Raw genomic sequence first — 19225 nt, 5'->3', positions numbered from 1 at the left:
CCGGGTCAGACGGGCAGGCCGGCGCGCGGCCGGCCCCGGCTGCTCCGCTTGCGGCGGATGACAAGAGGGGTACGGCGGTCGAGCCGCGGACGGTGACCACGGGCGGCGGGATGCTCGTCGACCAGTCCCGAGCGGAAGAGCCCGTGGTCGATGCGGCGGCTCGCGGCCGACTCCAGTTCGTCCCGGAGCGGCCCGTCGCGCAGGACGGCAGCCGGACCGAGCAGCCCCTCGACCACGGCCAGCGCCCCGAGGACGTCACCGTGGCGGAGCCGCTCCCGGACCGCGGGCAGGGCCTGCGGGTCGCGGTGTACCGCGTCGATCGCCCGCAGGCAGGGCAGCGGCGGCCCGCCGAGCGCCACCAGCAGGTCTTCGCGCCGCAGCTGGGCCGGTTCGTGGTCGATCGCCGTCAGCACCCCGTCCCGCAGGGCGATCCGGTGGACCTCGCCCCGGCACTCCACCCGGTGCGGATCACCGGGCTCGGGTACTGGGCCGGATGCCGCTACGGGGGCGGACACCGCCAGCGCCGCGGCGACGAGCGGATGCAGCCGCCCGGCCGCGACGAGCCCGGCCCGCAGCAGCTCCAGGTCCGGAAGGACCCGGGCCGCCGCCTCCGGCAGCACCGGGAGCGCCGCGACCTCCTGCGGCGGCAGCGCCTCGGGCAGCGGCCGGTACGTCGGGGCATGGCTGTCGTCGGGGGCGACGAGCTCGAGCACGGCGCGGCTGCGTGCACCGAGCCGCACGGTGAAGGCTCCGCGAGGGAGCCCCTCCGCCCGCAGCAGCAGCTCGGCCTCGTCGGCCCAGCGCGCCACCGCCCAGGGGCCTTCGGATCCGCCGCACCGCCGGGCCAGTTCGCCGCTCAGCCCGGCGTCCCAGAGGTGCCGGTGCAGGTCGAGCCGGAAACGCCGGTCGGGATGCGGGTGCGGGTGGTGCCCGGGGGCGTCGCCGCCGGGCCCGTCCCACAGCGCCAGGGACATCCGCTGTCCGGCGTCCGCCCGGGCCGGCGGCGTCCGCACCACCAGGTGGACCGTGCCGGCGCCGGACCTCCGATAGGAGGCCAGAGACAGGGTGAGACCGGGCCGGAGCCGCCCGTCGGGGGCGATCCGGGGCATGTGCCAGCGGAGGAGATCCGGCGCCAGTCGGCGCAGGTCGGCACGGAGGCGGGTGGCGAATTCGGTGCCGTAGCGGTCGCGCACGGCGCGCAGATCGAGGTCGACGTCGATCCGGGCGGCGGCGCAGGCCCCCGCCCAGTCACCGACCGCCCGCCGAGCGGTCGCGGTTTCGATCATGGACGGTGGCACGGCGTACTCACGTACGCGTTGCCACATCAGGAGGTGGGTCGGAATCCCGTTCGTGGAGTGAGGTGCCATCAGCACTCACCCGAGGCGAACGATTCCCCCAATCCGTACGAGGAGTTGTTCATCATCGCGGAGATCTTAACCACGCCGATCGTGATCTGTCAGCGCTGTTATGGCGACAGCCGGGGACCAGGTGGTTGAAAGTTGAACTGAATGGGTCTACAGTGGGTCTCGTTGAAGGTTCAACCAATCACTCCAGGGAGCACGTCATGGGTCTCTTCAGCCGCAGCACCACCGCTACCGCGCCCGCCGCCGTCACCGCCGTGGACCCGGCTCTGGCCGCCCTGACCGGGACGTACACGATCGACCCGTCCCACAGCGGCATCGGCTTCACCGCCCGCCACGCCATGGTCACCAACGTGCGGGGCGCCTTCACCGAGTACGAGGGCACCCTGGAGCTCGACGGCACCGACCCGGCGGCCTCCAGCGCCTTCATCGACGTGAAGATCGCCTCCGTCGACACCGGCAGCGCCGACCGCGACGGCCACCTGCGCAGCGCCGACTTCTTCGACGCCGAGCAGTTCCCGCTGATGACCTTCCGCTCCACCAGCGCCGAGGCGCTGGGCGGCACGGACTACCGCATTACCGGTGACCTCACCATCAAGGGCGTCACCAAGCCGATCACCATCGGCCTGGAGTTCAACGGCGCCGCCAAGGACCCGTTCGGCAACGAGCGCGTCGGCTTCGAGGGCAAGGCCGAGCTGCTCCGCTCCGAGTGGGGCCTGACCTGGAACGCCGCGCTGGAGACCGGCGGCGTCCTGGTCAGCGACAAGATCAAGCTCACGTTCGAGATCTCCGCGATCAGGAACGCCGAGTAAGGGGCTTACGGGCCTCGATGAGCGTCCGGCACGAGTGAGCGACAAAGGGACCTTCGGCCTCGATGAGGTCGTGCAGGTCCCTCAGTCGTTCCCGGTACGCGTCCACCGTGAAGCCCGGCACGGTCCAGATCACCTTGCGCAGGAAGTAGACGACCGCGCCGACGTCGAAGAACTCCATGCGGAGCCGCTCCATGCGCACGTCGACGATCTCCAGGCCGGCCGCCCTCGCCTCCGCCGTCTCCTCGTCCGGGTGCCGCTTGCGGCGCAGCTCGTCGGAGAGCGGCCCGAGAAAGAACTCGATCAGCTCGAAGACGGTCTCCGGCCCCACGTGCTGCGCGAAGTACGTCCCGCCCGGCCGGAGCACCCGGGCGATCTCGGTCCACCACACCGTCGCCGGGTGCCGGCTGGTGACCAGGTCGAACGCCCCGTCCGCGAACGGCAGCGGCGGCTCGTCCGGATCCGCGACCACCACGACGCCGCGCGGGTGCAGCAGCTGAGTGGCCTTGGCGACGTTCGGCGGCCAGGACTCCGTGGCGGCCATCGTCGGCGGGTACGTGGCGACCCCCGCCAGGACCTCCCCGCCACCCGTCTGGACGTCCAGCCCGGCGGACGCGGCCGCCAGCCGCTCGCCCAGCAGGCGCTGGTAGCCCCACGAGGGCCGCTCCTCGGTCGCCCGGCCCTCCAGCCAGGAGAAGTCCCAGCCGGAGACGTCGACCGCGTCGGCCCCGGCCACAAGATCCTCGAACGTACGTGACATGGCGTCACTCTACGAACTCGCACCACACGACCTTGCCGGGACTGCGCCCGCCCACCCCCCACGTGTCGGACAGCGCCGCGACGAGGACCAGCCCGCGCCCGGACTCGGCATCAACCCCCGGAGCCTCCGCCCACACCTCCCCTCCCCCACTGTCGTGCACCTCCACGCGCAGCAGCCCACCGTCCCGCTCCCGTCGCAGATGCAGGCGGAACCCCCGCCCCGGCGGCACACCGTGCACCAGCGCGTTCGTCGCCAACTCGCTCACGCAGAGCAGCACGTCCCCGGCCCGCTCCCGCACGCCCCACTCCGCGAGTGCCGCGGCCGCGAACCGCCTGGCCGCCGGGACGGACCGGCGCTCCCGCCGGTAGAACGCCTCGAAGAGGTAAGGGAGTTGAAGTTCCTCATTCATGCACGACATGTCACCGTGCGTGACTAGAGTGGGGCCAGCAGCACAGGCCGTACAAACGCTTTGTACGGCTTGTGCAGGGATCAGGTACTTCGCCGGGTGGGAAGAGGGCGAGCATGCACCCTTCGAGCAGGCCCCACAAGAACACGTCCTGGCACCTCATCGGCGCCCAAGTCGGCCAACTGCGCCGGGCGGCAGGGCTCACCCAGCCGAAGCTCGCGCACAAGCTGAGCATCCACCAGGAGACGATCGCCTCCATCGAACAGGGCCGCAGACCCCTCAAGTACGACCTGGCGCTCCAACTGGACGAGGTGCTGGAAGCGAAGGGCGTACTGGCGGCCGGGGTGGCGCGGGTGCCGGAGAGGGAGCGATATCCGGCGTTCGCACGGGACTTCATCGAGCACGAGCAGGAAGCGGTGACGCTGCTCTGGTACGAGACGCATGTCGTCCCCGGCCTCCTCCAGACCGAGGACTACGCCGCAGGTGTCTTCTCGTGCCTGGTCCCGCCCATCAGCCCGGAGGAAGCCGAGGAACGACTGTCGGCCCGCCTCGACCGGCAGAAACTCTTCGAGCGCAAAACCTGGCCGCCGATGATGAGTTTCCTCATCGAGGAGTCGGTCCTGCACCGACCGATCGGCGGTCGAGCGGTGCTCCGCAACCAGCTCCGCCACCTGCGCCAGTGCGCCGAACTCCCGTACATCGGCCTACAGATCATGCCGACGAACCGCGAGAAGCACGCGGGCCTCAACGGACCGATGATTCTGCTGGAGACGCCCGACCACGAGCACTTGGCCTATATCGAAGGCCAGCGCGTCAGCTTCCTCGTCGACGACCCCGACGAGGTCAGTGTGCTCCAGCAGAAATATGGGATGCTCAGGTCACAGGCCCTGACCCCGGAGGAGAGCATGGGTCTGCTGGACGATCTGGCAGGAGAGGCATGACACCCGTAGCGCTCACGTGGTTCAAGTCCAGCTACAGCGGTGACGAGGGTGGCGCCTGCGTCGAAGTTGCCTACGACTGGCGCAAGTCCAGCTACAGCGGCAGCGAGGGCGGCGCCTGCGTCGAAGTCGCCGCGCACCCCACCGCCGTCCACGTCCGGGACTCCAAGAACCCCACCGGCCCGGTCCTCACCATCTCCCCCACCGCCTGGGAAGCCTTCCTGGTCGGACGATGACGAAGACAGCCGCCGCATAGGCCGCCCCGGACCCGACCTCTCCCAATCACCGCGGGGCCGAGCGGCCGCCGCGCTGTACACGGCCGTCCGCCACTACCGCGTCACTATCAGCCCCACCCGGCCCGCGCTCCACCACTCCGACGCCCTGCGCGGCTCGCTGCTCACCGCCACCGGCTTCCGTGACCCGTTCCGCACAGGACCCAGCTCGGGCTGCGGCGCCCGCAGAATACTGAAGGCCCACCAGACGCTGTCTGGTGGGCCTTCACATTTACGGACGCTCTACATCACCAGCGCAGACCCGCCGAAGATGCCACCTTTTTGACGTTCCTGTTCTTCCTCAGGTCAGGGTATCTGTTTCCCAGATCCACGAGAAGCTTCGCAAGGAACTCACGACTGGCTGAGGTGATCTCGGATTTGAGCACCTCGACGCCGTCCTCCGTGTAGGACGAACTCACCCTTACCGACTCACCGGATGGGACCAGGTAGATCTCGTCAGACATTCCAGCGAATGTGACCTGGGCACTGTCGCCCGACTTCAGCGAACTGCCAGCCGTGAAGAATTCCAAGGCAAAGTCGAGGATCTGCACTCCACCCCCCGTCACGATGCTGAAATCGGCATCGTTCACCTTCAGCGTGAGATCCCCGCCGAAGCACGAGTAGCAGAGGTCGACCAGGTCGGCTTTTGCCAGATTGACCGACTGTTGTTCACGGAGCACAACAGGGTCACTGGAGAGAACGTAGCTTACTACTATCATGGAACGCCCGGGGTTCCCATCTTGATCGGAAATGCGGTCACGATTCTCTTGTTACGGACGACGACTCTGACCCCGTTGAGTGGCTTACCGTTTCGGTCGTATCCGACAGTTTTGCCGAAGTCGTACTCGTGCAGGTGCCCGCCCTTGAGTCCGTTGGGCTTCCGGTTGCCACGCTGCAGAGCTTCCTCAACCAGGCTTCCGCGGTGAGCGGGAGATCGAGGATGAGACCCTTGCCACGGCGTGGTACCTGCACGGGCTCGCCGCGCTCGCCCCGGAGACTCCTGGCTACGACGCGGTGCGGGTGCGGCGAGCCTTCGCCACAAGCGCGCACCTGATGGACCTGGCCCTGGGCGACGAACGCCGACCCGAGGCTGAGCGGCTCCAGATCGCCTTCGCCGCCCAAGCCGGGTACCGGCGCAGCGAGCAGGACCCGAACGCCACCGCCGTCTACCGGCAGGTTCGCGCTCTCGTCGACATCAGCGGTGAACTGCGCGGGCACATCGGTACCCTGGCGGTGGAGGCTGGCATCGTCTTCCTGGGCTTCGACCGCCCGGAGCTGGGCCGGGCGGTGCGTGCGTGGCGGCGGCAGCTGCGCGGGGTGCGGGCGGTGATGCGCCGCGAGTCCCTGGCGGGGACCATGTACGGGCCCGCAGAGGCCGTCGTGGAGGCCGTTGTCCACCTGTACCAGTTCCTGGGGTTCGGCGAGGAACGGGACCTGCTGGCGGCGCAGCGGCTGCTGCGGGACGTGATGACGCAGACGGCCGGCCGAGGCGACCGGCTGGCGCGGTGGGTCGCCGCGCACCTGTTCCAGCTGAGCGGGGAGATGGCGGCCAGCAGCCTGTACCGGCTGCTCCCCCCGGGAACTCCCCCAGAAGTGGCGCGGAGCTTCGCACTGTCGAAGCCGCCGGTGATGACGCTCTGGCCGCCGCAGCGCCAGCTCCTGAAGCTCGAGCTTGGCAACCCGCTCGACCCGGCGACGTCACGAAGCCTGATCAGCGTGCCGACCAGCGCGGGCAAGACGCTGATGGCCCAGCTGGTGATCTGCTCGCACCTGGCGCAGCGCCCCGGGCGCGTGGTGTACGTGTCCCCGATGCGTAGCCTGGGGCGGGAAATGCGCGGGACGCTGCGAGGCCGGCTGCGGGTGCTCGGGCGGCGCCTGGCCGCAGAGCAACCGGAGTTCCCGCTGGGCCCCTGGACCTCCCCGGCCGAGCCGGACGGCGGGGACGTGGAGATCGTCACTCCCGAGCGGCTCATGCACATGATCCGCAACAACCCCGGCGAAGCACTGGCGGAGGTCGGGCTGGTCGTCGTCGACGAGGCCCACCACCTGGGCCAGGGGCGGCGCGGCTTCGTGCTGGAGAGCCTGCTCACGCTGCTGCAGGCTCGCAGCGACATCCGACTCGTGCTGCTGTCCGCGGCAGTCGGCAACAAGGGCGACATCGCCTCGTGGCTCGACCCGCATCGCCCCGAACGAGAGGTCTACTTCACCGACAACTGGCGGGGCCCGCGCCGGATGCACGGGCTCATGTACCCGAACCTCATGGCGGAGCACGCCGAGCTGACGGAGCGACGGCCGACCGCGAAGCACGCCTCGCCGGTGCTCGCCACCGTGCCCGTCGAGACCCTCCTCGATGTCCGGCCGACCGCCTCCTCCGCCATCGCCCGGCTGACTACCGGCGAGGTGGGCACGCGGCGCTTCGCCGGCTCCGCAGGCCGGTGGAACGCGCGGACCCGTCTGCCAGGCGGGATCGCCGACTACCAGGTCTTCGCCGCCGGCGCCGCGGAACTCACCGCGAACGGCAGCGTCCTGATGGTCGTCGGCACCCGGCGGGCAGCCCGTGACGCGGCACTTGCCATCGCCGAACGCCTGCCCGAGCGGCCCGAGTCCGCGGCCCTGACCGACTACCTCGCCGACACCCTCGGCGCGGAGCACCCGCTGGTGCGCTGCACCCTGCACGGCGTCGCCTACCACCACGGCGCCCTGCCCGAAGACGTCCTCCACGCTGTCGAGGGCGCGCTGCGCCGCGACGAGCTCTTGGCGATCGCCAGCACCAGTACCCTCACCGACGGCGTCAACCTGCCCGTGCGCACCGTCATCGTCCACCACAAGGTCGACGGCGACCCGCTTACCTACGACGGCCAGCGCGCTCTGTCCCCCGCTGAACTCCTCAACGCCATCGGCCGCGCCGGGCGGGCCGGCCGGGAGAGCGAGGGGTGGATCTTCCTGACCCGCCCCTACCCGCCCCGCCCCGCCGAGTTCGACTCCCTCAACCCCGACCCAGAGCAGTTGCGCGTCGTCTCCGCGCTGCTGACCGGCGAGGCCCTGGCCGAACTCGCCGCCGCCGAGGACACCCTGCGGCAGGACGCTGACGGAGTCTTCGCGCTGGCGGACGGCATCGCCGCAGATTTCGCCTCGTTCGTCTGGCTCGTCCTGCAGCTCCACGCCACCTCGCCGGCGCCGCAGGGCAATCCCATCGACGCCCTGGACGCACTGTTCGCCCTGTCCCATACCGGCAACGGGCGGCACACCAGCCGGTGGCTCACCATCGCGGACAAGGTCGCCACCGTGTTCGAGAACACCGACCCCACCCAGGCCGGCCGGTGGGCCGCCACCGGCACCAGCCTGGGGTCGGCCCGCTACCTCGACTGGCTCGCGAAGCAGCTGGCCGTGCTGCTCGAGCGGCACACGGTGGACGACGCCACCGGAACCACCGGGGGCGACCGGCTCGCCGAGCCGGAGGAATGGCCGCTGCAGCGCACCCTCGATTTCCTCACCGAGCACCAGGTCTTCGACCGTCTGCTCGACCACGTCCCGGAGGTCACCAAGACCTGGAGCTTCAAGGACAAGGAGACGCGGGGCACTCAGATGAACGTCCCGATCGCCCCCGCGCTCCGCGAGTGGATCTCCGGCACCACGATCCCCGACCTCGCCCGTTCCTGGCAGCCCGGCGTCGCTGCCGGGTGGGCGCTCGAACAGGCGGTACGCAACATCAGCACCGCCTTCGGGCACGCCCTGAGCTGGACCGTCGGCGCCCTGATCAACCTGGTCAACACCAGCCCCGCGCTCCCTCCCGGCGCACCCAGGCTCAACACACACACTGCCTGGCACATCCGCCACGGCGTCGACACCGAGCAGGCCCTGACCCTGCTCACCTCCGGCATCACCTCCCGACGCATCGCCCACCTCCTCGGCCGAGACGCCGCCCGCCTGGGGCACCGGTCGGCCGGCCTGCGGCAGTGGACCGCCCAGCACCACATCGACGGCTGGACACGGCAGTATGGGGCGATCGACTACGAGGTCCAGGACCTCCTCGACTACGTCCGCACTCCCTCCGACCCGATCAACCAGCTCCTCGACAACCGCGCAGCCACCACTCCACTCACCCGGCTGGTAGCAGGGACACCCGACGGCCCGGTCAACGTCGCACGGCCCAGCGAGCGCCACCCGACCATCCGCCTGACCTTCGACCGCCACCGGGTGGCGACCGTGCCGGCCGACCGCCACCTCGATGTCCTCGCGATGCTCGACAGCGGCCTCGACCTCAACCACCGCCTCCACAACGGCCAGCTCATCACCACCCGGCGCGCCCGGTAGCGCCTGGCCCTGTCGTAGGGGACCAAGCGCGGGACTGCGGCTCAAGAGGGGGCGATGCACCGCAGAGTCACCGACTTGCCGCCGCCCGTGGAGGCGTTGACCAAGACGCACGGGACCCCGCGTCCAGGTCGACTGAGACGACCCGCCCGGCGGAGCCGATCCCGGTGATGGGCGCGGACTCCTTGGCGGCGGCCACCATCTTGCGCACCTTGGGGTTCTACCTTCGCCGGTCTCATCGGGTTCGGCATCGCCCGCCTGGTCTCGCAGTGCCCGCTGACCGTGCCGCACACGCTGGGCCCGGTCCTTCCGTCGGAGGGCCGGACCCAGCAGTCTCCGAGTGCCCGACAGACATGCGGGACGGAGTCGAGTACGGACGGCTAATGTGTGCGCAGCCGCTTGAGGAACGTCCTGACCAGGGCGTCCAACTCAGAGTCCTTGGCCGTTTCTTCCACCAGGATTCGTTCGATGTGAACGAACCCGCTGTTCCGCCAGTGCCGATCCCTGGTCCCGTCAGCCGCCAGTCGGCCGCGGTGATGGGGTCCGTCGACCTCGATCAGGCCCGCTCTGCCTTCGCGAACGACTAGGAAGTCGGGCGTCCATGTGTTGCCGACTCCTACGCGTCCCAGCGGCAGAGGAAAGATGGAGATGGTGGCATCGGCGGGGAGGGCAGCCTGGGCGCGCTTGAGCGCCTCATAGACCCGTACCTCCTCGCGGGAGTCAAAAACGAATCCGTCGCGTCGCAGTTCCGGTTTCGGATCGGTGACACGCGGGGCGTGGTTCGTTGTGGTGTCGGCGGTGAGCCGCCCCTGAAGAGCTGACCTCCAGTCCGCGGCCACGTCTGGGAGCGCTGGCCCGACGTAGACAGAGTGTCCTTCGACGCCGTTCCGTTCAGCGATCGGCAGGAGGGCGTCCCGGATCCGCGCAAGCAAGTCCTCAGAGAACCGGTCCATCAGCCATCCGGGAACCAGAAGGCGGGCATCCATCCAGTCGCCGAACCTGTTGCCGGGAGACCACTCGATTCCTTCAACATCCAGTAGAAGGGCTGCCGCCTGAACGTCTCCTCGCTCATGAAGGAACCAGGCAGTCTGCGCGAGGATGGTCTCCTCTACAGATAGCGCTGCCTCTTCGCTTGAGACCTTGCTGACGTCTGAAGTCACCGTTCCACACTAAAACCTCGGTCTGACAGTCGAACCCCGTTGACCAGAATGATCGCGGCGACATCTCCGCCCCGGTCCGCCATTTACTCGTGGGGCCGTGACGACGCCCTCCGGCGACACTGCCGGGACCGGCCAGGGCACGGGCCGTACGGTAAGGAGTGTGTGGCGCGCGATGGGGGACTGTAAGACGTTCGGCCCTGACCCGTAGTCGGTGGTGACGCCGCAGCAGATCACGACTTCCGTTCGTCGCCCATCGGCGACCCCGGTACAGGGTGTCGAAGCGCTGTCTGGACGGCGGGCTGTGCCGACCCGATCGCTGAATGGGAAGGAGCAGGTGCTTAGAAGAAGCCTGCTCTATTCCGGCGTTCGGCTCGTTCAGATCGACCGCTCGGTGGCTGGGCGTCAGCGATTTTGGGTCGGCATGGTGATTCGCTCACGGCAGACGCATTGAGCCCGGAAGGGACTGGAATTGCGCGGCGAAGCAAGTGAACCTAGAGCAGCTCACGGAAGATCGTCTGTGTGGTCGGCGGAACATAGCACGGGATCGCCGGTTACCCAAACCGGCGATGCTCCGGACTATTGGAGAGGTTCGGTCGCCGTGCGATTCACAGGCGGTGCCCGGACTGCCGTGCCTACCCCCACGCCTCACCCCAAGGAGCTCACACATGGCCGCAGCTGTTGGCGCCAAAACGCTTCATCTGACCGATCGGCAGTGCTTTTCGATCCTGGACTGGGCCGCCGAGCAGCCGCAGAACGGTCTCGTACTGCGGGCCTTCCTGGCGTCCATCGCCCTCACGGCGCTGCAGCCGAAGGAGGCCCTGGTGCTGCGTGTCCGAGACGTGGAACTCGCGGACGACGGCAGTGGTTGGCTGCTGATCCACCCTCAGGGACAAGAGCGCCGCGAGACGGATTCGGAGCGCGCGGGCGCCGAACGGCGTGTTCCCGCCTGCCGGGAGTTGGTGGCGCTCCTGAAGGCGGAGATCACCCGGCGCGATCTCCGTCCCGATGACGCGATATTCGTTCTCGACGACGGGCGACCGCTGACCGCCCCGGTCTACCGGAAGATTTGGCAGCAAGCGCGGGCGGCGGTTCTGGAAGCGCACGAGGCCGACTCGTCGCCCGGCAGGAATATCTCCGCTCTGCGTGACGCGTGCATCGCGGCGTGGCTGAAGAACGGTGACCAGAGCGCGACGCATATCTTCGTGGTGGCCGAGTGCGCCGGAATGAGCGCTCCTCGCCTCGCCGAACGCTTCGCGCACTGCCTTCGTAAGCCGACACGAGATGAAATCCCTTGGGACCGGCTCGAAGCTGTCCTCGCCCTTCCTGGCCTGTCGAGTGAGCCGGCCCTGACCGCCGTGCGCCGTCCGTAGCGCTGTTCCGCGTTGCGGATCGTCTGCGATTCACTTCCTGCCGCATGACAAGGCGACGGGTGGGCGGAATTGAATTTCCGCCCACCCGGGCTCACTCCTCCCCTACCTCACAGAGAACCACCGATGTCTGGACGATCTTCGCTTGCCGCTACCGCTTCCTCAGGCGCCATATGTGCCGCCTTCCTGACCGTGAAGGACGCCGCCGACTATCTCGGCCTCTCACCCCACACGCTCTACGTCTGGCGCCATCGTCGCCAGGGGCCCCCGAGCTTCCGTATGGGACCCCGTGGTCGCGTTATGTACCGGCTCGAAGCGCTCGACGCCTGGGTCCGCGAACAGGAACAGGCCGACTCCCGCTCCAACCCGGCCCTCAACCCGCTCAACACTCCTCCGCAGGACCGGTCGAGTCGCTTCCTCGGCGCCTGAACCCCCAAGCGTCGTAGAGCGTTGCCTCCATCCCCATCACCAAGGAGTTCCACCTGGCCGGCTACATAGAAGACCGATGGCTGAAGAAGCGCCCCAACCCGAAGACCGGCAAACGTGACCGTACCGCCATGTACGGCAAGTGCACCCGCTATCGCGTCAAGGGCATCCCCGGTGTCAAGGACCGTTCCTTCGACGCCCTCCAGGACGCCAAGACCTGGCTCGCCCAGGCTCAGACCGACGCTCGCCGTGGCGAGTTCGTCGATCCGCGCGATGGGGCCGTCTCCCTCAAGGACTACATCGCGACCCACTGGTGGCCCACCCAGAGCGGTGACCCGTCCACGATCGAACGGATCGAGCAGAGGGTACGCCGGCACATCGTTCCCCACCTGGGCGCTCAGCCGCTCAACGCTATCGGCACAGAAGTCCTGCGCCACTGGAAGAAGCGGCTGGAGAAGGACCTCGGTCCGACCTCGATCCGTCTCGTCTGGGCGACGCTCTCCAGCATCCTCCAGGCCGCCGTCGAGGACCGTCGCCTCGGACGCAACCCGTGCCGCTCCAGCACGGTTGGCCCTCCGGCCGCCACACCCGGCAGGGTCGAGGCGTGGCCACCCGAACGGGTGCTGGCGGTACGGGCGGCCCTGCCCGACCGCTACCAGCTCCTCCTTGTGATCGGAGCGGGCCTTGGGCTCCGGCAGGGGGAGGCGCTCGGGCTTGCTCTGGAGGACATCGACTTCGCCAAGGAAGTCGTCCACGTCCGGCGGCAGGTCAAGATGGTGCGGGCGAGGCTGTGTTTCGCCCTCCCCAAGGGCCGCAAGGCACGGGACGTGCCGCTGCCATCCAGCGTGGCTCGGGCCATCCAGCAGCACACGGAGCAGTTCGCGCCGATCCCGGTCACGCTGCCTTGGGACGACCCGACTCCTGCCGAGACGCCGGTGGAAGCCAAACACCGGCGGCCGAGGACCTACAGCCTCTTGGTGACAGGACGCGAACGGAAGGCCATCAACCGGAACTACTTCAACTCCTACGTGTGGAAGCCCGCTCTGGCTGAGGCCGGTGTGATCGCTCCGCTGGAGGAGGGCAACACAAACGGCGCTCGCGTGTGGGAGCCATCCCGGGAGCACGGCTTCCACGCCCTGCGCCACTTCTACGCCTCCGAGGAACTGGAGGCTGGCGAATCGGTCGTCTCCCTGGCACGCTGGCTGGGGCACTCCGACCCAGGGTTCACGTTGCGGAAGTACTCCCACTTCCTGCCCCGCGCGGGCGCACGGGGCAGCGCCGCAATCGACGCGATTTTCGCGTAGCCGTGGCCGGTCGGCAGGACCTGTGGAGCGTGGCTCGTAGCCCACCGCGGGCCCAAAGTCCCAGAGAAGTCCCAGAGATGCCGCCGCACCCCTTCCTGACCCGCTAAGCCGCAGGTCAGACGGGGTGTGATGGCATCCTCATATCAAATGTCGCGGAAGATCTCGATCTGCGCGCCCACCGAGTTGAGCCGCTCGGCCAGGTCCTCGTAGCCGCGGTTGATGACGTAGACGTTGCGCAGGACGGACGTGCCCTCGGCCGCCATCATGGCGAGGAGCACGACCACCGCGGGCCGGAGGGCGGGCGGGCACATCATCTCGGCGGCGCGCCAGCGGGTCGGGCCCTCCACCAGGACGCGGTGCGGGTCGAGGAGCTGGAGGCGGCCGCCCAGGCGGTTGAGGTCGGTGAGGTAGATGGCGCGGTTGTCGTAGACCCAGTCGTGGATGAGCGTCTGGCCCTGGGCGGAGGCCGCGATGGCCGCGAAGAACGGCACGTTGTCGATGTTCAGGCCGGGGAACGGCATCGGGTGGATCTTGTCGATCGGCGCCTCCAGCTTGGAGGGCCGTACGGTCAGGTCCACCAGCCGCGTACGGCCGTTGTCGGCGGCGTACTCGGCCGTCCGGTCGTGGTCGAGGCCCATCTCCTCCAGGACCGCGAGCTCGATCTCCAGGAACTCGATCGGTACGCGACGGATCGTCAGCTCCGACTCGGTGACGACCGCGGCCGCCAGGAGGCTCATCGCCTCGACCGGGTCCTCGGAGGGCGAGTAGTCGACGTCCACGTCGATGGACGGCACGCCGTGCACGGTGAGGGTGGTCGTGCCGATGCCCTCGACCTGGACGCCCAGGGTCTCCAGGAAGAAGCACAGGTCCTGCACCATGTAGTTGGAGGAGGCGTTGCGGATGACGGTGACGCCGTCGTGGCGGGCGGCGGCCAGCAGCGCGTTCTCGGTCACGGTGTCGCCGCGCTCGGTCAGCACGATCGGGCGGTCCGGGGTGACCTGGCGGTCCACCTCCGCGTGGTACAGCCCCTCGGTGGCCGTGATGTCCAGACCGAAGCGGCGCAGCGCGATCATGTGCGGCTCGATCGTGCGCGTACCGAGGTCGCAGCCGCCCGCGTACGGGAGCTTGAACTGGCGCAGCCGGTGCAGCAGCGGGCCGAGGAACATGATGATGGACCGGGTGCGGCGGGCCGCGTCCGCGTCGATGGCGGCCATGTCCAGGTGCGCGGGCGGGACGATCTCGAGGTCCATCCCGTCGTTGATCCAACGGGTGCGTACCCCGATGGAGTTCAGCACCTCCAGCAGCCGGTAGACCTCCTCGATCCGGGCGACGCGCCTCAGCGTCGTACGGCCCTTGTTGAGGAGCGACGCGCACAGCAGCGCCACGCACGCGTTCTTGCTCGTCTTGACGTCGATGGAGCCGGACAGCCGGCGCCCGCCCACAACTCGGAGGTGCATGGGACCCGCGTACCCGAGTGACACGATTTCACTGTCGAGCGCCTCGCCAATCCGGGCGATCATCTCAAGGCTGATGTTCTGGTTGCCGCGCTCAATGCGGTTGACGGCGCTCTGACTTGTGGCCAGCGCCTCGGCGAGTTGTGTCTGCGTCCAGCCGCGGTGCTGCCGGGCGTCACGGATGAGCTTGCCGATGCGTACGAGGTAGTCGTCTGCCATGGGGGCAGGTTATCTCAGATATGAGATGAACCTCGCGTCGGGGTCGGCCGTCAGGGTGACAGGCTGTGCGCCGTGGGGTGCCGGGGCTCGTAAAGCGGCAGTTCACCACCGCTCGGCAGGCGCACGGCCGCCAGCAGCCCCCACCCCTGGTCGCTGACCGGCCGCGAGACCTCCGCGCCCCGCTCCGCCAACTTCCGGAGGGTGCCCTCGATGTCGTCGCACATCAGGGAGAACTCGTGGCGCGGCTCACCGGGCGTCGGGTGTACGGCGACCTCGGCGGGCGGCAGCTTGAAGATGAGCCGGCCGCGCCCGGCGTCGACGTTGTCGAAGCCCAGCACGTCACGGAGGAACGCCCGGTCGGCGTCGGCGTCCTTGGTGTAGAGGATGACGTGCGCGCCACTGAACATGCTCCGATGCTCGACACCCCGCCCCGCCCCCGCAACTCCGGCTGCGCCGTCCGGGTCCGCCGTCCTCACGCACGGGGCAGCGGGGCGCCGATGTCCAGGTCCCGGGCGAGCCTCGCGACCAGGTCGGCGGCGAGCGAGGGGGCGCACCGGTCCGCCCACCGCTCGACCGCTGTCAGAAAACCGGTCAGTTTGCCCAGTATGTCGGCCAGGAGGTCCGGCAGCACGGCCACGGGGATCTCGACGGGGCCAGGTGTCAGGCGCGCGCTCGCCCCCAGGTGCTCGACGCCCGGCGCGGTGTCGTGGCCCAGCCAGGGCGAGCCCTGTGAGCAGGGCGAGGGCATCCCTCTGCTCTCCGCCGTTGTACGTGGCCAGGGCCGCGAGCGCCGTCCCGGTCTCCCGGGGCGACAAGGTGCCGGAGAGGGCCGGCAGCCCGTCCGCCTGCTGCGCCGCGACCGGCCAGGCCGTGAACGCGGCGGCCCGGCACGTCTCCAGTACGGCGTCCATGATCAGCGTCCCGTCGTTGTCGCCCCACGAGGACATCTCCGGACGACCGGCGGGCACCGCCCCCGGCACGAACTCGGCGACTACCGTGAGCGGATGACCCAGACCTGGAACGACACCGAGCCGGGTGTCCTGCGGCTTCCCTCCGGGCGCATGGTCCGGGGCCGCGCTCTCCGCCGACCTCTTCCGGCGGGCCCCGCGCCCGATTACGCCGTGTACCTGCTCGCCAAGCGGCCGCCCGACGTCCCGTGGGAGGCCCGGTGGCTGCGCTGGCCGGACTTCCGGCTGCCCAGCAGCCCGGCGGACGCCCGTACCGTCCTCCGTGAGGCATGGGAGCGCGCCGCCGCCGAACGCGTCGAGCTCGCGTGCGGCGGCGGGCGCGGCCGGACCGGCACGGCCCTGGCCTGCATCGCCGTCCTGGACGGGGTTCCGGCGGACGAAGCGGTGCGATTCATCCGTCGGAACTATGACCGTCACGCCGTCGAGACCCCCTGGCAGAGACGTTTCGTCCGCCGTTTCACCGCATGACACGGCAGCTCGCCGGGCGTGCCTCGTCGCAGGGCGCGGTCATGTACTAGAGTTATCTCGACATCGAGATATCTGCCGAAAGACGCACCGCAGCCGCGCCAGCCGGTAAGGGTTACCTAACTAAGTCTTACCTTAGCGGATCGGCGAGGAGCCCACGCGGCAGGATGCGGTTGGAACGCGCACATTGATGAAGGAGACTGTCGTGTCGGCGAACAGCTTCGACGCCCGCAGCACGCTGCGCGTGGGCGACGAGTCGTACGAGATCTTCAGGCTGGACAAGGTCGAGGGCTCCGCACGCCTGCCTTACAGCCTGAAGGTGCTCCTGGAGAACCTGCTCCGCACCGAGGACGGCGCGAACATCACCGCCGACCACATCCGGGCCCTCGGCGGCTGGGACTCGCAGGCTCAGCCGAGCCAGGAGATCCAGTTCACGCCGGCCCGCGTGATCATGCAGGACTTCACCGGTGTGCCGTGTGTCGTCGACCTCGCCACCATGCGGGAGGCCGTCAAGGAGCTCGGCGGCGACCCGGCAAAGATCAACCCGCTGGCCCCGGCCGAGCTGGTCATCGACCACTCCGTCATCGCCGACAAGTTCGGCACCAACGAGGCGTTCGCGCAGAACGTCGAGCTGGAGTACGGCCGCAACAAGGAGCGCTACCAGTTCCTGCGCTGGGGCCAGACCGCCTTCGACGAGTTCAAGGTCGTCCCGCCCGGCACCGGCATCGTCCACCAGGTGAACATCGAGCACCTGGCGCGCACGGTCATGGTCCGGGGTGGTCAGGCGTACCCCGACACCCTCGTCGGCACCGACTCCCACACCACCATGGTCAACGGCCTCGGTGTGCTCGGCTGGGGCGTCGGCGGCATCGAGGCCGAGGCCGCGATGCTGGGCCAGCCGGTCTCCATGCTCATCCCGCGCGTCGTCGGCTTCAAGCTCACCGGCGAGCTGCCCACCGGCACCACCGCCACCGACCTCGTGCTCACGATCACCGAGATGCTGCGCAAGCACGGCGTCGTCGGCAAGTTCGTCGAGTTCTACGGTGAGGGCGTCGCCGCCACCTCCCTCGCGAACCGCGCCACCATCGGCAACATGTCGCCGGAGTTCGGCTCCACCGCCGCGATCTTCCCGATCGACGACGAGACGCTGAAGTACCTCAAGCTCACCGGCCGCTCCGAGCAGCAGGTCGCGCTGGTCGAGGCGTACGCCAAGGAGCAGGGCCTCTGGCTGGACCCGGCCGCCGAGCCGGACTTCTCCGAGAAGCTGGAGCTGGACCTCTCCACGGTCGTCCCCTCCATCGCCGGCCCGAAGCGCCCGCAGGACCGCATCGTCCTCGCCAACGCCGCCCAGCAGTTCGCCCAGGACGTCCGCAACTACGTGGACGACGTCGACGAGGCGGGCAAGGAGTCCTTCCCGGCCTCCGACGCCCCGGCCAACACGCCGAACGGCGCCCCGTCGAAGCCGGTCCCCGTGACCGCCCCCGATGGCTCGACGTACGAGATCGACCACGGCGCCGTCACCGTCGCTGCGATCACCTCCTGCACCAACACCTCGAACCCGTACGTCATGGTCGCCGCCGCGCTGGTGGCCAAGAAGGCGGTCGAGAAGGGCCTGACCCGCAAGCCGTGGGTCAAGACCACCCTCGCCCCGGGCTCGAAGGTCGTCACCGACTACTTCGACAAGGCGGGCCTGACCCCGTACCTCGACAAGGTCGGCTTCAACCTCGTCGGCTACGGCTGCACCACCTGCATCGGCAACTCCGGCCCGCTGCCGGAGGAGGTCTCCAAGGCCGTCAACGAGCACGACCTCGCCGTCACGTCGGTGCTCTCCGGCAACCGCAACTTCGAGGGCCGGATCAACCCCGACGTCAAGATGAACTACCTGGCCTCCCCGCCGCTGGTCGTCGCGTACGCCCTCGCCGGCTCCATGAAGGTCGACATCACCAAGGACGCCCTGGGCACCGACCAGGACGGCAACCCGGTCTACCTCAAGGACATCTGGCCCTCCGAGGCCGAGGTCAACGACGTCGTCGCCAACGCCATCGGCGAGGACATGTTCTCCAAGTCCTACCAGGACGTGTTCGCGGGCGACGCCCAGTGGCAGGCGCTGCCCATCCCGACCGGCAACACCTTCGAGTGGGACCCGCAGTCCACCTACGTCCGCAAGCCCCCGTACTTCGAGGGCATGACGATGGAGACGACCCCGGTCGAGGACATCACGGGCGCGCGCGTGCTGGCCAAGCTCGGCGACTCGGTCACCACCGACCACATCTCCCCGGCCGGTGCCATCAAGGCCGACACCCCGGCCGGCAAGTACCTCACGGAGCACGGCGTCGAGCGCCGCGACTTCAACAGCTACGGTTCGCGCCGCGGCAACCACGAGGTCATGATCCGCGGTACGTTCGCCAACATCCGCCTGCGCAACCAGATCGCGCCGGGCACCGAGGGCGGCTACACCCGCGACTTCACCCAGGACGGCGGTCCGGTGTCGTTCATCTACGACGCCTCCCGCAACTACATCGAGCAGGGCATCCCGCTCGTCGTCCTGGCCGGCAAGGAGTACGGCTCCGGGTCGTCCCGCGACTGGGCCGCCAAGGGCACCGCGCTCCTCGGCGTCAAGGCCGTCATCGCCGAGAGCTACGAGCGCATCCACCGCTCGAACCTCATCGGCATGGGCGTCCTGCCGCTCCAGTTCCCCGAGGGCGCGTCCGCCCAGTCGCTCGGCCTGACCGGCGAGGAGACCTTCTCCATCTCCGGCGTCACCGAGCTCAACGAGGGCACCACGCCCCGCACGGTGAAGGTCACCACCGACACCGGTGTCGAGTTCGACGCGGTCGTCCGCATCGACACCCCCGGTGAGGCGGACTACTACCGCAACGGCGGCATCATGCAGTACGTGCTGCGCAACCTGATCCGCAACTAAGGACCAGGCGCACGGCACAAGGGCCGCATCCCGTCCGGCGACGGGATGCGGCCCTTCCGCGTCGGGCCTCACGCCCGCACGT

The 19225-nt window shown here is 69.1% G+C and carries 18 protein-coding genes; 10 read left to right on the top strand and 8 right to left on the bottom strand.

Annotated features, from left to right (window positions below; all coding sequences use genetic code 11):
- Positions 1–5: 5 nt before the first annotated feature.
- Positions 6–1367: a hypothetical protein gene (locus tag ABT360_RS17805; protein WP_351816670.1), complete on the bottom strand. Its 1362-nt coding sequence runs from the start codon at positions 1365–1367 to the stop codon at positions 6–8.
- Positions 1368–1564: 197 nt separating this feature from the next.
- Between ABT360_RS17805 and ABT360_RS17800 the strand changes: the two genes are divergently transcribed.
- Entirely contained in the window at positions 1565–2173 is a 609-nt protein-coding gene (locus ABT360_RS17800; RefSeq protein ID WP_351816667.1) for a YceI family protein, read from the top strand.
- Here ABT360_RS17800 and ABT360_RS17795 read toward each other — a convergent pair.
- On the bottom strand, positions 2157–2930 hold the full coding sequence (locus tag ABT360_RS17795) for a class I SAM-dependent methyltransferase (RefSeq protein WP_351816664.1): 774 nt from the start codon (positions 2928–2930) through the stop codon (positions 2157–2159). The genes ABT360_RS17800 and ABT360_RS17795 overlap by 17 nt on opposite strands.
- 4 nt (positions 2931–2934) lie before the next feature.
- Positions 2935–3339 carry an ATP-binding protein gene (locus ABT360_RS17790; protein WP_351816661.1) on the bottom strand — a complete coding sequence of 135 codons (405 nt, stop codon included), beginning with the start codon at positions 3337–3339 and terminating at the stop codon, positions 2935–2937.
- A gap of 113 nt (positions 3340–3452) precedes the next feature.
- Here ABT360_RS17790 and ABT360_RS17785 point away from each other — a divergent pair, with 113 nt between their 5' ends.
- A complete protein-coding gene (locus ABT360_RS17785) occupies positions 3453–4277 on the top strand; it encodes a helix-turn-helix domain-containing protein (protein ID WP_351816658.1) in 825 nt (274 codons plus the stop codon).
- Entirely contained in the window at positions 4274–4510 is a 237-nt protein-coding gene (locus tag ABT360_RS17780) for a DUF397 domain-containing protein (protein WP_351816655.1), read from the top strand. Before ABT360_RS17785 ends, ABT360_RS17780 begins: the two co-directional genes overlap by 4 nt.
- A gap of 284 nt (positions 4511–4794) precedes the next feature.
- On the opposite strand, the gene ABT360_RS17775 is transcribed toward ABT360_RS17780, so the two are convergent.
- Positions 4795–5265 carry a hypothetical protein gene (locus ABT360_RS17775; protein ID WP_351816652.1) on the bottom strand — a complete coding sequence of 157 codons (471 nt, stop codon included), beginning with the start codon at positions 5263–5265 and terminating at the stop codon, positions 4795–4797.
- A 334-nt stretch (positions 5266–5599) separates the two neighbouring features.
- Between ABT360_RS17775 and ABT360_RS17770 the strand changes: the two genes are divergently transcribed.
- Positions 5600–8860, top strand: a complete 3261-nt coding sequence (locus ABT360_RS17770; RefSeq protein ID WP_351816649.1) for a DEAD/DEAH box helicase — start codon at positions 5600–5602, stop codon at positions 8858–8860.
- Between the two features lie 377 nt (positions 8861–9237).
- Here the strand turns inward: ABT360_RS17770 and ABT360_RS17765 are convergent, their stop codons facing one another.
- Positions 9238–10017: a hypothetical protein gene (locus ABT360_RS17765; RefSeq protein WP_351816646.1), complete on the bottom strand. Its 780-nt coding sequence runs from the start codon at positions 10015–10017 to the stop codon at positions 9238–9240.
- Positions 10018–10682: 665 nt separating this feature from the next.
- Between ABT360_RS17765 and ABT360_RS17760 the strand changes: the two genes are divergently transcribed.
- From ABT360_RS17760 to ABT360_RS17750, 3 genes are all read left to right on the top strand, one after another.
- Complete coding sequence (locus ABT360_RS17760) at positions 10683–11387, top strand: hypothetical protein (protein ID WP_351816643.1); 705 nt, start codon at positions 10683–10685, stop codon at positions 11385–11387.
- Positions 11388–11510: 123 nt separating this feature from the next.
- The gene (locus tag ABT360_RS17755) at positions 11511–11813 is read left to right on the top strand and encodes a helix-turn-helix transcriptional regulator (RefSeq protein WP_351816639.1); all 303 of its coding nucleotides are present in this window, start codon (positions 11511–11513) and stop codon (positions 11811–11813) included.
- Between the two features lie 80 nt (positions 11814–11893).
- Positions 11894–13114 carry a tyrosine-type recombinase/integrase gene (locus tag ABT360_RS17750; RefSeq protein ID WP_351816709.1) on the top strand — a complete coding sequence of 407 codons (1221 nt, stop codon included), beginning with the start codon at positions 11894–11896 and terminating at the stop codon, positions 13112–13114.
- A gap of 143 nt (positions 13115–13257) precedes the next feature.
- Here the strand turns inward: ABT360_RS17750 and ABT360_RS17745 are convergent, their stop codons facing one another.
- From ABT360_RS17745 to ABT360_RS17735, 3 genes are all read right to left on the bottom strand, one after another.
- On the bottom strand, positions 13258–14787 hold the full coding sequence (locus ABT360_RS17745) for a helix-turn-helix domain-containing protein (protein ID WP_351816636.1): 1530 nt from the start codon (positions 14785–14787) through the stop codon (positions 13258–13260).
- Positions 14788–14837: 50 nt separating this feature from the next.
- Positions 14838–15194, bottom strand: coding sequence for a VOC family protein (locus tag ABT360_RS17740; RefSeq protein ID WP_351816633.1), 357 nt, complete (start codon positions 15192–15194; stop codon positions 14838–14840).
- Between the two features lie 65 nt (positions 15195–15259).
- A complete protein-coding gene (locus ABT360_RS17735; RefSeq protein WP_351816630.1) occupies positions 15260–15535 on the bottom strand; it encodes a hypothetical protein in 276 nt (91 codons plus the stop codon).
- Between the two features lie 17 nt (positions 15536–15552).
- On the opposite strand from ABT360_RS17735, the gene ABT360_RS17730 reads away from it, so the two are divergent.
- The 3 genes from ABT360_RS17730 to acnA all read left to right on the top strand — a co-directional run bounded on the left by ABT360_RS17730 (position 15553) and on the right by acnA (position 19143).
- The gene (locus tag ABT360_RS17730; RefSeq protein WP_351816627.1) at positions 15553–15795 is read left to right on the top strand and encodes a hypothetical protein; all 243 of its coding nucleotides are present in this window, start codon (positions 15553–15555) and stop codon (positions 15793–15795) included.
- Positions 15792–16223, top strand: a complete 432-nt coding sequence (locus ABT360_RS17725) for a protein-tyrosine phosphatase family protein (RefSeq protein ID WP_351816625.1) — start codon at positions 15792–15794, stop codon at positions 16221–16223. The genes ABT360_RS17730 and ABT360_RS17725 overlap by 4 nt, the downstream gene beginning before the upstream one ends.
- Before the next feature lie 202 nt (positions 16224–16425).
- Positions 16426–19143 (top strand): aconitate hydratase AcnA, encoded by a 2718-nt coding sequence (gene acnA, locus ABT360_RS17720; protein WP_351816622.1) that lies wholly within the window; start codon positions 16426–16428, stop codon positions 19141–19143.
- Positions 19144–19225: the final 82 nt, after the last annotated feature.

The sequence above is a fragment of the Streptomyces sp. NPDC000229 genome, assembly GCF_040300825.1.
Classification (GTDB): domain Bacteria; phylum Actinomycetota; class Actinomycetes; order Streptomycetales; family Streptomycetaceae; genus Streptomyces.
Note: the sequence above shows the minus strand (reverse complement) of the source record. Positions and strands in the feature narration are given on the sequence as shown.